The 13,330-nt window shown below is 49.2% G+C and carries 12 protein-coding genes and 1 tRNA gene; 8 read left to right on the forward strand and 5 right to left on the reverse strand.

Translation table 11 applies throughout. The annotated features are described in order from the left end of the window. Positions 1-108: 108 nt before the first annotated feature. Entirely contained in the window at positions 109-1,860 is a 1,752-nt protein-coding gene (locus E7746_RS07220) for a phospho-sugar mutase (RefSeq protein ID WP_136410334.1), read from the forward strand. Positions 1,861-1,931: 71 nt separating this feature from the next. Next, a complete protein-coding gene (locus E7746_RS07225) occupies positions 1,932-2,618 on the forward strand; it encodes an RluA family pseudouridine synthase (RefSeq protein WP_135947481.1) in 687 nt (228 codons plus the stop codon). A 37-nt stretch (positions 2,619-2,655) separates the two neighbouring features. On the opposite strand, the gene E7746_RS07230 is transcribed toward E7746_RS07225, so the two are convergent. Next, positions 2,656-3,957: a M18 family aminopeptidase gene (locus E7746_RS07230; protein WP_136410335.1), complete on the reverse strand. Its 1,302-nt coding sequence runs from the start codon at positions 3,955-3,957 to the stop codon at positions 2,656-2,658. A gap of 492 nt (positions 3,958-4,449) precedes the next feature. On the opposite strand from E7746_RS07230, the gene E7746_RS07235 reads away from it, so the two are divergent. From E7746_RS07235 to E7746_RS07255, 5 genes are read left to right on the forward strand one after another with little or no spacing between them, the layout of a single operon-like run. Further along, positions 4,450-5,109, forward strand: coding sequence for an ABC transporter ATP-binding protein (locus E7746_RS07235; RefSeq protein ID WP_136410336.1), 660 nt, complete (start codon positions 4,450-4,452; stop codon positions 5,107-5,109). A gap of 15 nt (positions 5,110-5,124) precedes the next feature. Beyond that, positions 5,125-6,342: an ABC transporter permease gene (locus tag E7746_RS07240; RefSeq protein WP_136410337.1), complete on the forward strand. Its 1,218-nt coding sequence runs from the start codon at positions 5,125-5,127 to the stop codon at positions 6,340-6,342. Between the two features lie 18 nt (positions 6,343-6,360). Continuing rightward, positions 6,361-7,608 carry an ABC transporter permease gene (locus E7746_RS07245; RefSeq protein ID WP_136410338.1) on the forward strand — a complete coding sequence of 416 codons (1,248 nt, stop codon included), beginning with the start codon at positions 6,361-6,363 and terminating at the stop codon, positions 7,606-7,608. A 23-nt stretch (positions 7,609-7,631) separates the two neighbouring features. Next, positions 7,632-8,729 carry an efflux RND transporter periplasmic adaptor subunit gene (locus E7746_RS07250; RefSeq protein ID WP_136410339.1) on the forward strand — a complete coding sequence of 366 codons (1,098 nt, stop codon included), beginning with the start codon at positions 7,632-7,634 and terminating at the stop codon, positions 8,727-8,729. 22 nt (positions 8,730-8,751) lie between these two features. Continuing rightward, a complete protein-coding gene (locus tag E7746_RS07255) occupies positions 8,752-10,053 on the forward strand; it encodes a TolC family protein (RefSeq protein ID WP_168184330.1) in 1,302 nt (433 codons plus the stop codon). Here E7746_RS07255 and E7746_RS07260 read toward each other — a convergent pair. Genes E7746_RS07260 through ung form a run of 4 tightly spaced genes read right to left on the reverse strand, consistent with a single transcriptional unit; the run spans position 10,047 to position 13,007 of the window. Next, complete coding sequence (locus tag E7746_RS07260) at positions 10,047-10,643, reverse strand: DUF3109 family protein (protein ID WP_123396936.1); 597 nt, start codon at positions 10,641-10,643, stop codon at positions 10,047-10,049. The genes E7746_RS07255 and E7746_RS07260 overlap by 7 nt on opposite strands. A gap of 32 nt (positions 10,644-10,675) precedes the next feature. Further along, positions 10,676-11,875 carry a type IX secretion system plug protein gene (locus E7746_RS07265; RefSeq protein ID WP_238337363.1) on the reverse strand — a complete coding sequence of 400 codons (1,200 nt, stop codon included), beginning with the start codon at positions 11,873-11,875 and terminating at the stop codon, positions 10,676-10,678. Positions 11,876-11,925: 50 nt separating this feature from the next. Then, on the reverse strand, positions 11,926-12,336 hold the full coding sequence (locus E7746_RS07270) for a C-GCAxxG-C-C family protein (protein ID WP_136410342.1): 411 nt from the start codon (positions 12,334-12,336) through the stop codon (positions 11,926-11,928). Next, complete coding sequence (gene ung, locus E7746_RS07275) at positions 12,333-13,007, reverse strand: uracil-DNA glycosylase (RefSeq protein WP_136410343.1); 675 nt, start codon at positions 13,005-13,007, stop codon at positions 12,333-12,335. The genes E7746_RS07270 and ung overlap by 4 nt, the downstream gene beginning before the upstream one ends. A gap of 77 nt (positions 13,008-13,084) precedes the next feature. Between ung and E7746_RS07280 the strand changes: the two genes are divergently transcribed. Next, a tRNA-Arg gene (locus E7746_RS07280) sits at positions 13,085-13,156 on the forward strand. Positions 13,157-13,330: the final 174 nt, after the last annotated feature.

Consider the following 13,330-nt stretch of genomic DNA (forward strand, 5'->3'; position numbering starts at 1 on the left):
TTATTTAATAAAATTGGAGTAACTATTTTAACAATAGATTTGCTTTAGATAACTCAAAACACTATCTTTGCCTTATAAATATATTTCTAAATACCAAAAAAATTCGATATGGAAAATGACGAACTTATGAAGGTTGTAACCGAAAAAGCCAATCTGTGGCTTGGTGACGGTTATGACGAAGCCACCAAAGCTGAAGTACGACGCATGCTAAATGCTGAAGATAAGACCGAACTCATCGATTCATTCTATCGTGACCTCGAATTCGGAACCGGTGGATTGCGCGGCATCATGGGTGCAGGTAGCAACCGCATGAACAAATACACTGTAGGTGCAGCCACCCAGGGCCTTGCCAACTATCTTAAGGAGGCTTTTGCCGAACTGCCAGAAATAGCAGTTGTAGTTGGCCACGACGTGCGCAACAACAGCCGTGAATATGCTGAAATCGTTGCCGACATCTTCTCGGCCAACGGCATCAAGGCATATCTGTTTGACAGCTTCCGCCCCACTCCCGAACTTTCATTCGCAATCCGCGAACTCGGTTGCCAGAGCGGTGTCAACATCACAGCTTCCCACAACCCCAAGGAGTATAACGGCTATAAGGCCTATTGGTCAGACGGCGCTCAGATTATCGCTCCCCATGATGTCAACATCATTGACAACGTAAACAAGATCAAGAGCGTAAGCGAAATCAAGTTTGAGGGCGACAAGTCCAAGATCGTCATCATCGGCGATGAAATGGACCAGAAGTTCCTCACCGCAATCAAGGGTCTTCAGCTCAGCCCCGAAGCCGTGGCACAATATCACGACCTCAAGCTCGTCTACACCCCTATCCACGGAACAGGCGTGAAACTGATTCCCGCATCACTGCGCAACTACGGATTCACCAACATCATCAACGTTCCCGAACAGGATGTACCCAGCGGTGACTTCCCCACCGTAGAATCGCCCAACCCCGAGGTTCCCTCGGCAATGGCAATGGCTATCGCAAAGGCCAAGGAAGTGGAAGCCGACCTCATCCTCGCATCGGACCCCGATGCCGACCGTATCGGCTGTGTGCTTCGTGACGACAACGGCGAGTATGTCCTCATCAACGGCAACCAGATTGTCATGATACTTCTCAACTACATCATGACCCGCAACAAGGAGCTCGGCCGCATCACCGGCAAGGAGTACATCGTAAAGACCATCGTGACAACCGAAACGATAAAGTCAATCGCCGACCAGAACGGCTTCAAGATGTATGACTGCTACACCGGCTTCAAATGGATTGCAGCCGTAATCCGCGACAATGAGGGCGTAGGACGCTACCTCGGTGGAGGTGAAGAGAGCTACGGATTCCTCGCCGAGGACTTCTGCCGCGACAAGGACGCCGTATCGGCTATATCACTCATGGCCGAAGCTCTTGCATGGGCCAAGACCAAGGGCATGAACTTCCTCCAGATGCTTCAGGACATATACATCAAGTACGGATACTCTCGCGAAGCAGGCGTTTCACTCGTGCGCAAGGGCAAATCGGGCGCCGAAGAGATTATCGCCATCATGAAGGAGTTCCGCGCCAATCCTCCCAAGCAGATTGCAGGCAGCGATGTTGTCATCGTCAAGGATTATGCCGACCTTAACATGAAGAATCTCAAGACCGGCGAAATCACCAAGATGGACATGCCCACAACAAGCAATGTACTCCAGTACTTCACCGAGGACGGCACAAAGGTTTCCATACGCCCGTCAGGTACCGAGCCCAAGATTAAGTTCTATGTCGAAGTCAAAGGCTCGATGAAGACCAACGCCGACTATGCCGACGCCAACAACAAGGCCGACGCTAAGATCGAAGCCGTCAAGAAAGATCTTGGCATCGATTAATCAAGACTATATTATCGTCATCACAAATAAGCGGGCGCCCCAACAAGCGCCCGCATTTTTAAATCATAGCTATGGAAGTCGTTTACGAGGACAATCACCTGCTTGTAGTCAACAAGGCTCCCGGTGAAATAGTGCAAGGCGACAAGACCGGCGACACACCGCTTGTCGAAACGCTCAAATTGTGGTTGAAGGAGAAGTATGCCAAACCCGGCAACGTATTCTGCGGAGTTGTACACCGTCTTGACAGGCCGGTGGGCGGTCTTGTCATATTCGCCAAGACATCAAAGGCCCTGTCGCGACTCAACGAAATGTTTCGCAACGGCGAGGTAAACAAAACCTATTGGGCAATAACGCGCAACCTTCCCCCTAAAGAGGAGGACACGCTCACCCACTACATAACCACCACCGAGCGAAACAACAAGTCCTATGCCTCGTTGACCGAGAAGAAAGGCTCTCAGAAAGCGGTGCTCAAATACCGTCACATCGCATCGACCGACCGCTACCATCTGCTTGAAGTGAATCTGCTCACAGGCCGCAAGCATCAGATAAGAGTGCAGCTGTCGGCCATAGGATGTCCCATAAAAGGTGACTTGAAATACGGTGACAAGCGCAGCAATCCCGACGGAAGCATATCGTTGATGTCACATCGCATTGAGTTCACACATCCGGTCAGCGGCAACAAAATCGATGTAACGGCACCCGTTCCCGACGACAATCTGTGGCGAGCGCTTGATGAGTCAATAAAAAAGGAGGATTGAATCCTCCTTTTTTATTTTAAAGCCGGTTGTCAGGTATCTACAGGTCATAGAATTTGGTAAACGCCTTTATCGTGTAGAGGTGGTCGTCGACCGATGCAGTTTCCCTTACCGAGTGCATGGCCCACAAAGCCGCACCCATGTCGACGCCCCAGAGGTCGATTTGCGAAGTGAGTATATTGCCGAGTGTCGAGCCTCCGGCCACATCGGAGTGGTTGACGAAGTATTGACACGGCACTCCGGCCTCGTCGCATATAGTCTTGAACACCGCCGCCGAATCGGCATCGGTCATATACTTGCAATTGGCATTTATCTTGATTACGGGACCGCCGCCCACTACCGGATGATTGGTGGGATCATGCTTCTCCGCATAGTTGGGATGCAGGGCATGCGCATTGTCGGCCGACACCATGAATGAATTTGACACAGCTCTCAGATAATCCTCCTCGTTTCCGCCAAGCGACATGGTTATTCTGCGACATATATGCTCCAATACCGGTGACGCTGCACCCTGCTTCGTACCTGAACCGGTTTCCTCGTTGTCAAATATAGCCATGACACGCGTCATCCTGCACATCTCCGATGAAGCAAGCAGAGCCGAAACGGCAGCGTGTACCATCGACAAATCATCAAGACGGCCTGAAGTGATGAACTCATTGTTAACTCCCACCCTGCAAGCCTTAGTGGTGTCATAGAGCGACAGGTCAAAGTCGATTATGTCATTTGACGCCACACCGAGTTCTTCGGCTACAAAACGATGAAGGAAACCGTCACGCTCGGCCTGCTGCTTGATGATACCCAAAACCGGGAGCATATCCTTCTGCTTGGAGAGCGGATTGCCTTCGTTGACCTGACGGTTGAAGTGAATAGCCAGATGCGGTATGGTCATGATAGGACGATTGACGCGCAATAGTCGTGTTTCAGGATTAAAGGGGTCGTTGCTACGCAACAACACACGCCCGGCAATTGACAGCGGGCGGTCAAACCACGTGTATAGTATAGGGCCTCCGTAGACTTCGGTATTCAGTTTCATGACACCGCCGTCGCTCATCATTTCGGGACGGGGCTTGATGCGGAATCCGGGAGAGTCGCTATGGGCCGATATAATCTTGAATCCCGATGAAGCGTCACATTCACCCACAATAAATGCAAAGAGCGCCGAGTGATTCTTTATCGTATAGTATTTCCCACCCGGCTTCAACGACCATGCGTCACGCGGGTCAAGCTTCTTGAATCCATGAGAGTCAAGCATCGATGCAAGAGTGTCAACGGCCAAAAAGTTGCACACACCGGCATCCATAAATTCCATAAGTCCCTCGATAGAGGCGTTGTATTTCTCCATATCACTTATTTTAAGGGTTAACTTTAAATTAAAAATATACTGTAATCAAAGATACGAATAAGTCGAGTGCAATGCCAAATATATTTGAGCATTGCCGAGCGTGAGTATCTAAGACTATAGTCAAAGATACGAATAAGTCGAGTGCAATGCCAAATGTATTTGAGCATTGCCGAGCGTGAGTATCTAAGATGTAATCAAAGATACGAATAAATTTTGATTTTGGCGAGCGTAAGCATCGATAACGGGGTACAAATGTTTACGTTTGTTTCGTTAAGTTGTGCAATATATGTTAATTATCGGCATTCACAGTTAAAAATAAGGTCATAATTAGAATAAACCCATTGCATTTTAACATTATTTTAACAATAGGGAGGGATAACACGATATTTTTGTATAACTTTGTCGCACAAACAATAATTTTTTTCAAATTTGCTGCAACCTTTAATCAGCTTGTTGCGTCTAAAAAGCAAAATTCATCCACATAACAGTGCAATGATACATTTAGAAGATATCAATAAAACTTATCCCGGCGCTGTGCCCCTGCATGTGCTGAAAGGAATCAACCTCGACATAGCACGTGGCGAACTCGTGGCAATCATGGGAGCATCGGGTTCCGGAAAGTCAACTCTGCTCAACATTCTTGGCATTCTCGACAACTACGATACCGGAGAGTACATTCTCGACGGCACATTGATAAAAAATCTCAGCGAAAACCGAGCCGCCGAACTTCGCAACAAGCTGATTGGTTTTGTGTTCCAGTCATTCAACCTCATCAACTACAAGAATGCGGTTGAAAATGTAGCCCTGCCACTGTTTTACCAAGGCGTGTCACGCCGCAAGCGCAACGCACTCGCACTTGAGCAACTCGACCGCATGGGACTTGCCGACTGGGCTCACCATCTTCCCGGAGAGCTGTCGGGCGGACAGAAGCAGCGCGTAGCCATAGCCCGCGCACTCATAACCAAGCCTGCAATAATACTTGCCGACGAACCCACCGGAGCGCTCGACAGCAAGACTTCGGTCGATGTGATGCAGGTGTTCCGACAACTGAACTCCGAAGGCATGACAACCGTAATCGTAACGCACGACCCCAATGTGGGAGCACAGACCAACCGAATCATACGCATTTCCGACGGAATCATAACCCAATAACCCCGACAGCACAAAATGTTTGACCTTATCAATGAAATATGGCAAACGATGCGCACCAACAAACTGCGCACCGCACTCACCGGAATTTCCGTTGCCTGGGGTATATTCATGCTTATCATATTGCTTGGAATATCCAAAGGGGTACTCACCTCATTTCAGTCATCGTCACTTGCCCAGAATCCCAACAAGATAACCGTATATCCCGGCAACACATCAATGCCTTACAAAGGGTTAAAGGAGGGACGATACATACAGCTGCGTGACCGAAATCTGGATGAGATTAAAAACGACAATCCCCATGATGTGGCTTCGGCAACGGCCGAAATGAATCAAAGCGGCACAATATCGACTCCGCTCGACTACATTACCACAAGCTATTCAGGTGTGTTTCCCGGAACCGAAAAAATGTTGCAGCTGCCCATGATATATGGTCGCTTCATCAACGAAAAGGATCTCAATGACATGCGCAAGGTAATCGTGCTTAACAAGAAGGATGCCGAAACGCTTTTCAAAAACATCGGTTCATCGATAGGCAAGACTGTCGATGTCAACGGAATAGCATTCACCCTGGTAGGTATATACGAACATGAATGGCGCAGCGGCACCTTCATTCCCTATACGACCGCTCGCGCGTTATCAGGATTTGACGACAAGGTCTACTCCATCCAAGTCGACATAAAAGGCGTAAAAAACATGGAAGATGCAGAGCGTGTAGAACGCAACATCAAATCCACGTTGGCCAAATACAATCAGTTTAACCCCGATGATGAAAGCGCGGTGTGGATGTGGAATCGCTTTTCATCCTATCTTAACAGCCAGGAAGCGGCAGGCGTTCTCAACACAGCCATGTGGGTGATCGGTTTGCTTACGCTTATAACCGGCATCGTGGGAGTCAGCAACATCATGTTTGTATCGGTTCGCGAACGCACCCATGAGATAGGCATACGACGCGCCATAGGAGCCCGCCCCCACAACATATTGCTTCAGGTGATAATCGAAAGCGTGGCAATGACGACCTTGTTCGGTTATATAGGAATACTGCTCGGCACGATAGGCAATGAAATAATGGCACAGGTATTTGCCGACGGAGATTTCATAAAGGACCCGAGAGTCGACCTGTCACTCGCCATTGAAGTAACGGTAGTGCTTATAGTGTCGGGAGCTCTTGCTGGAATATTCCCGGCGATGCGAGCCTTGAAGATACGCCCTGTCGAAGCATTGAGAACTGAATAAACCATTCAAACGACAACAATGAAAAATCCTATATTCGACATAGACAACTGGAAGGAGATAACCGCCACTCTTGCCCGCAACAAGATACGCACATTCCTCACCGCATTCGGAATCTTCTGGGGCACTGCAATGCTTGCAATGCTGTGGGGAGGAGCCCAAGGAATGCAGCGAATGTTACGCGGACAATTTGAAGGTTTCGCTACTAACTCGGCAATAATCGCCTCCAGCCGCACAAGCATGCCCTACAAAGGGTATAAAAAGGGCATGTACTGGTCACTGACACAGACCGACATCGACAACATACGCCACAGTGTTAGCGATATAAAAGCGATGAGCGCAGTGTCCAATCGCTCAGCCTCGCTGCATTACGGCACAAAGAGTTACGAAGCGTCGGTGCAAGGAGTCGAAAGCGCATTCCCCGAAATATTCACTCCTGTAATATATAGCGGACGCTTCATCAACGAAGCTGACGAGCGCGACAGCAAGAAAGTGTGCTGCATAGGCAAACGCGTGGCCGGAGAACTCTTCGGCAGCACCGATCCCCTCGGTAAATTCATCGAGGTAAACAACATTTACTACCGCGTTGTGGGAGTCGTCGGACAAGAATCGGAAGTGCAGATCAACGGTGATGTCGACAACATGATCACAATACCGCTGTCGACGATGCGCAAAGCCTACAACCTCGGTACGCGTGTTGACATGGCCTTGATAGATGTTAAAAGCGGTCACACTCCTGCCGAACTGCAGCCACAAATCGAACGCATAATACGACTGTCACATCCCATCCATCCCGATGACAAGCGTGCAATCATGTACATGGACATCTCGGAGGAGTTTGACATGATCGACAAGATGTTTACCGGTGTCGATGTGCTGGTGCTGTTCGTTGGATTCGGATCGCTCCTTGCCGGAATCATAGGCGTGGGCAACATAATGTGGATCATCGTCAAGGAACGCACCCAGGAGATAGGAATACGCCGAGCAATCGGAGCAAAGCCGCGTGACATAATCATGCAGGTTCTGTCGGAAAGCATCGTACTGACCGTCATCGCCGGAATAGCCGGAATATGCTTCGCCTCGGGAATACTCGCAATAGCCGAAATGATAACACCGCCCATCAACGAAGAGCCTCTACCCTTCCAGCTTACATTCTATTCGGCGATAATAATCCTTGTAGTGTTCCTGACGCTCGGAACGGCAGCCGGAACAATACCCGCCATAAAGGCCATGCGCATAAAACCCATCGAAGCACTTAACGATAAATAAAATAAATAACATCATAACTTAAAATGAAAAAGTTTTTCCGAATTTTGCTTTGGACGATTATCGCAGTGATATTCGTAGGCACGTTTGTCTATCTTTTCTACAACTCCAAGAAGAAAGATACGATTTATGAAATTGTTACGCCCGAAATAGGCAATATCGAACGCACGACAGTGCTCACCGGCAAGATAGAGCCGCGTGACGAAATCGAAATCAAGCCGCAGATTTCCGGTATTATATCGGAGATAAATGTAGAGCCCGGCGACATTGTAAAGGAGGGCGACATAATCGCTAAAATCAAGGTAATCCCCGAAGAGTCGCAGCTGTCATCGGCTCAAAACCGCGTCGATGTGGCAAAGATTTCGCTTGAGCAGTCAAAACTGGTGTATGAACGCACAAAGACATTGTACGACAAGAAGTTTGTGAGCCGTGAAGAGTATGAACAGGCCCTGACCGACTACCGCAAGTCGCAACAGGAACTTGAGTCGGCCATCGACGCACTCTCGATTGTGCGTGACGGTATATCGACAGCCAATGCTCAACAGAGTAACACACTTGTGCGTGCAACAATCGACGGCCTCATCCTTGAAGTTCCCGTGAAGGTGGGTACATCGGTAATCCAGGCCAATACAATGAACGACGGTACCACGGTTGCCAAGATAGCCAACATGAACGACCTCCTCTTCATAGGAAAAGTCGACGAAACCGAAGTGGGCCAGATAAAGACCGGCATGAACACAAAGATTTCAATCGGCGCCATTCCCGATGTAACACCCGATGCAGTGATAGAATATATCGCTCCTAAAAGCACCGAGGAAAACGGTTCCAACACATTTGAGCTAAAGGCGGCCATAACAGTGCCCGATTCAGTACAGCTGCGCGCCGGCTACAGCGCAAATGCCACCATTAACCTAAACGGAGTTAGCAATGTACTCACAGTGCCTGAAGGAGTGATCGAATGGGTAGGCGACAGCACATTTGTGTATTGCCTCACATCCGAAGAGCCCGTGCAGCAGTTTGAACGCCGCGCAGTAACCACCGGACTTTCCAACGGCATCAATATCGAGGTGAAATCGGGCATCGACAAGAATGTCAAACTCCGTGGTAATGAAAAGAAAGATTAACGCCATCACAACAACGAAAGTCATGAAACGTATCATAGCGATGTTGACAATCGCCACGGCTTCCACCGTCACAATGTGGGCCGACACATGGAGCCTCGACAGCTGCATAAATTACGCCGTTGAGCACAACCTGACCGTAAAGACGCGTCAAAACGACATCGAATCATCGAAACTGAGCGTGACATCGGCCAAATCGCAACTACTTCCCAACGTATCGGCAAGCGCAGGACAATCCTGGAGCATAGGACGAGGACTTACCGCCGAAAACACCTATGCCAACAGAAATACCTCCAATACACAATGGGGCGCATCGTTCACCCTCCCGGTGTTCAACGGATTGTCGACCGTGCGTCAGATACAACTCGCCAAGGCCAATCTTTCCACTGTGATTGAGCAGTATGCCGCCGCCAAGGATGACATAACGCTGAATGTAATCACAGCCTATCTGCAGGTGCTGTACAACAGGGAGCTTCATGAAGTGGCCTTGAACCAGGTTGAACTGTCGAGCTACGAGCTGACGCGCCAGAGAGCACTGCTCGAAGCGGGAAAAATACCCGAAGTCGACCTGCTTGAGGCCGAGTCACAGCTTGCACAGGATAAGCTCCAGGCAACTACCACAGCCAACGACACTCGCCTCGCGCTTGTCGACCTTGCCCAGCTGCTTGAGCTCGACGACATAGACAACTTTGACATAACGACTCTCGATGGTGAGGAGCAGCCCATCCTTCCTGCCGAATCGGTCTACAACAATGCGTTGAACATCAATCACACCCTGAAGGCTGCGCGAGGTGAAATAGCGGCAGCGGAGCGTAACATCTCGGTTGCACAAAGCGGCTACATACCCCGCCTGTCATTCAACGCCGGAATAGGTAGCAGCTACTATACTGTAACAGGCATGGAGCATCCGTCGTTCAGCCGACAGATGAAGGACAACTTCAACACCTACTTCGGATTCTCGTTGAGCATACCCATATTTGACGGACTGTCGACACGCAACTCGGTAAAGCGCGCACGCGTGCAGCACGTTGCTTCAAAGTTGCAGTATCAGGATGCCGAAAACCGCCTGTACAAGACCATTCAGCAAGCCTACTATCAGGCAGTAAGCGCACAGGAACGCTCAAAGTCGTGCCTCATCGCCGAAGATGCCGCCAACAAAGCCTTTGAAGCGATGCGCGAAAAGTACAACTTGGGACGAGCCACACCGAGCGAGTATGAGCAGGCCAAGAACAAGGCACTGCGCACCACAGCCGAGCGCATACAAGCCCATTATGAACTCATACTGCGCACCCGCATCCTGAATTTCTACGACACGGGACGCTATTGATTGTCACCGCTGCCGTATTGCTCAAGATACGCCTCACAAGCCGTTGCAAGCTCTTCGTACCATTCACGACCGAAGTAGCTTGTCAACGGCTCTTTTAGGAATTTATAGAGCCTGATTCCCTCCTTCTTGCCAAGCACTTCGGCGCAACGGCATATTTTCCAGCGGTGATAGTTCACGGCTGTAAATGAGGGATACTTGGTAATTCTCACGGGATAGAGATAACATGACGCAGGTTTGCGGAAATCGCTTATGCGTCCCTCACGGTAGGCCTTCTCAATGGCGCATTGACACATTCCACCGGGACCGTAACATGTAAATACGCAGTTGCGTCCGTCGACAATTGTAGTGACAAGATCGCCCTCTTCATCGACATAACCCACCCCACGCTCGGCTATCTCACGCTGCGCCGCAGGAGTGAGGTCGTCATGTATCACCGGAAGTATCTCTTCCAACTTCTTATACTCCTCTTGCGTTATGGGTGCGCCTGCGTCACCCTCTATGCAGCACTCGCCAAGACACTTGTCGAGGTCGCAACAAAAATATTGCTCGGCAAGGTCGAGCGTTACCAATGTATCTTTAATCTGCAGCATAATTTGTTGCTCTTCTTCCATTTATCAATTATTTAATATCCTGAATATATCACGGTGGAACCCAAAAGCCGATCATATCGCGCACCGGGTTCCCTATAGTACACGCTTATAAGGTATTCGTTGACCGTCGGATGACAGTCGCCTTCAATTACCGATGTCACGCCACGCTTTCCACCCTTTGGCACAGCAAGATACTGATAGTTGTAGGCGCCTTGCTTGAGCAGCAGAGCACCGCGATAAGAGTTGGATTCAGCATCGTAACGCATCATGCTTTCAGGCGAGAATCTGCGACAGGTCATGTCACCATCTATATATATGTCGTAATCATATAACTCGGGCATGTCGAGAATAAAGTGCGTTATCATATAGTCGGCCTCAACATCGCTGTCGTCCGAGTTATATTCACGCACCTTGAAACGGCCGTACTGCGTGCTGTCGTAACGGTATTGCTCCCCTACTCTCGGAGCGTCGCGAAATAGCGTCACATGATAGTAGGGATATTCGTAATCGATGCTCTCCACACCCATCGTCGGGAAATCGACCGATGTGTTCTCAAACCGCCTGTACTCATTGCCTCCGGGGAAAATCAGATTGCGCAAATGCTCGTAATAGGCTATTCGTCCGTTGATGCGTTGCGGAGATTCAAGCATGACAACATCGTCGGTGCGACCGTTACGTGACACAACGACCTTTAAGTCTGACAACATATTCTTCACATCGACACCCGAGGCGTCAACAGTAAAACTCAATTGCTGATTGCCGTTGTCACTTCCGGTATCGGTGCGTGACGATGCCTCCCCGTTTATCCTAACTTTGGATTCGCTTACCGAGAAGCGAGCCTGCAACAGATTAACATCAGGGTCATCCTCGGAATAGACACGCATCATATAGTTGCCCGAAAACTTCATCGTCATGTGCTGATTGGGTAGCGTCACGCTGTAATGTACATAATGCACGGTCGTCGATCTTGAAAAGGAATAATCCTCGACATCGGCCTGATTGAACCCGTCGAGATACTCACTCTCCACAAGTCCCGACGGCTGCCACGAAGCATCGCAATGCACCAGTGAGTAACGCAGGTAACTGCGATCCTCGGCCAGTTCATCAAAGGCTATCGTGACCTTGTCGTCAGAGTTCAGTGTTATTACGGGAGGCGCAAGCTCATTGCCGTCAACCGTAACCTGAAGAGAACGAAAACGAGGCGTGACCATATTGCCGGTATCGACCGCCATAGCGTGTGACATCGACAAAATCACCGACAGAAGCAACGACAACCGCCGGATCATGCTTCACTCAGTTTTTCATGAAGAATCGTTATCGAATCCTCGATGTATTGCGAACAAGGCTTACGGTTAGCTCGGTCGGCAAGCAGCTCGGCACATACTATTGACCCGTTACGCTCATTAAAACTATTGCAGCACTCCTTCACTTTTCCGTAAACCGCAAGTTTATCCTTCGGATTGCCAAAACGTGACGCACCGATTAGCATCGACATGGCGGAAACCGTTCCACACACCTGATGCTGTCCGCCTACACCTCCGCCAAGACCGGCGGTAATGCGTGCGGCGTCATCGGGCGACAAAGAGTGGATGTCGTCAAATACCATGAATACGCATTGAGAGCAATTATAGCCCTCGGCGTGTAGTGCGCGAGCGCGTTCAATGCGCTCTTCCAATGTAGGTCTATTATTCATCGCCAGTTTATAGGAGTTTCATTATGTTGGACAAGATATTGATTGGCACGGCTGAAAGGATGCGACCCGAAGAATCCGCGATAAGCCGACAACGGCGATGGATGAGGCGATGTCAACACAAGATGACGGTTTCGGTCAATGAAAGCACCTTTCTTTATGGCGTAGGAGCCCCATAGAATAAACACCAGATGCTCCCGGTCGCGGTTAAGACGCATTATCACTTCATCGGTAAATGTTTCCCAACCCTTGCCCTGATGCGATGTAGGCCGATGAGCCTCCACGGTAAGAGTCGAGTTGAGAAGCAGCACACCCTGTCGTGCCCATCGCGACAAATCACCGTCGGTCGACGCCTCAGGCAGCTTAAGGTCGTCCTGCACCTCCTTAAATATATTTACAAGCGACGGAGGCAGAGCAACACCGTTGCCCACCGAGAAGCACAAACCGTTGGCCTGTCCGGGACCGTGGTAGGGATCCTGACCGAGAATAACGACTTTCACCTTGTCGAAAGGACACTCGTCAAAAGCTGCAAAAATTTTGGAAGCAGGAGGATATACAATCTGTCGGGAATCCTGGTATTGCTGACGCACAAAATCGGTCAATTCCGCGAAATAAGGCTTATCCCACTCATCCTGAAGTTCTTTATTCCAAGAAGGGTCGATTCTTACATTCATGATTGAAATAAGTGTTTTATCTGATTTGCAAAACTACAAAAACTTTCGTACTTTTGCACATGAAATCCATTCAAAATGTTCCCATAGTTCAATGGATAGAATAACGGATTCCGGTTCCGTCGATTGGGGTTCGACTCCCCATGGGAATACACTATTCAATCGCAATCGCTTTATCACAAAACGGTTGCGATTTTTATTTTGCAAATTTTGATTACAGACTGACTATATATGCCGATTTTAACATATAAAACTCTAAACTGTTGCATTCAAAAATACTTTTCGATTAGTGAATAAATGGAAATCCGAACAAAAATTATCTCCAA

Source organism: Muribaculum gordoncarteri (assembly GCF_004803695.1).
Classification (GTDB): domain Bacteria; phylum Bacteroidota; class Bacteroidia; order Bacteroidales; family Muribaculaceae; genus Muribaculum; species Muribaculum gordoncarteri.

Bases quoted from the DNA above. Each gene is read 5' to 3' on its own strand.
- E7746_RS07225 (WP_135947481.1), top strand. From the start codon at position 1,932: ATGGAAGTCGTTTACGAGGACAATCACCTGCTTGTAGTCAACAAGGCT.
- E7746_RS07235 (WP_136410336.1), top strand. From the start codon at position 4,450: ATGATACATTTAGAAGATATCAATAAAACTTATCCCGGCGCTGTGCCC.
- E7746_RS07265 (WP_238337363.1), bottom strand. From the start codon at position 11,875: ATGGCGGTCGATACCGGCAATATGGTCACGCCTCGTTTTCGTTCTCTT.
- ung (WP_136410343.1), bottom strand. From the start codon at position 13,007: ATGAATGTAAGAATCGACCCTTCTTGGAATAAAGAACTTCAGGATGAG.
- E7746_RS07255 (WP_168184330.1), top strand. From the start codon at position 8,752: ATGAAACGTATCATAGCGATGTTGACAATCGCCACGGCTTCCACCGTC.
- E7746_RS07270 (WP_136410342.1), bottom strand. From the start codon at position 12,336: ATGAATAATAGACCTACATTGGAAGAGCGCATTGAACGCGCTCGCGCA.
- E7746_RS07230 (WP_136410335.1), bottom strand. From the start codon at position 3,957: ATGGAGAAATACAACGCCTCTATCGAGGGACTTATGGAATTTATGGAT.
- E7746_RS07250 (WP_136410339.1), top strand. From the start codon at position 7,632: ATGAAAAAGTTTTTCCGAATTTTGCTTTGGACGATTATCGCAGTGATA.
- E7746_RS07260 (WP_123396936.1), bottom strand. From the start codon at position 10,643: ATGCTGCAGATTAAAGATACATTGGTAACGCTCGACCTTGCCGAGCAA.
- E7746_RS07220 (WP_136410334.1), top strand. From the start codon at position 109: ATGGAAAATGACGAACTTATGAAGGTTGTAACCGAAAAAGCCAATCTG.
- E7746_RS07240 (WP_136410337.1), top strand. From the start codon at position 5,125: ATGTTTGACCTTATCAATGAAATATGGCAAACGATGCGCACCAACAAA.
- E7746_RS07245 (WP_136410338.1), top strand. From the start codon at position 6,361: ATGAAAAATCCTATATTCGACATAGACAACTGGAAGGAGATAACCGCC.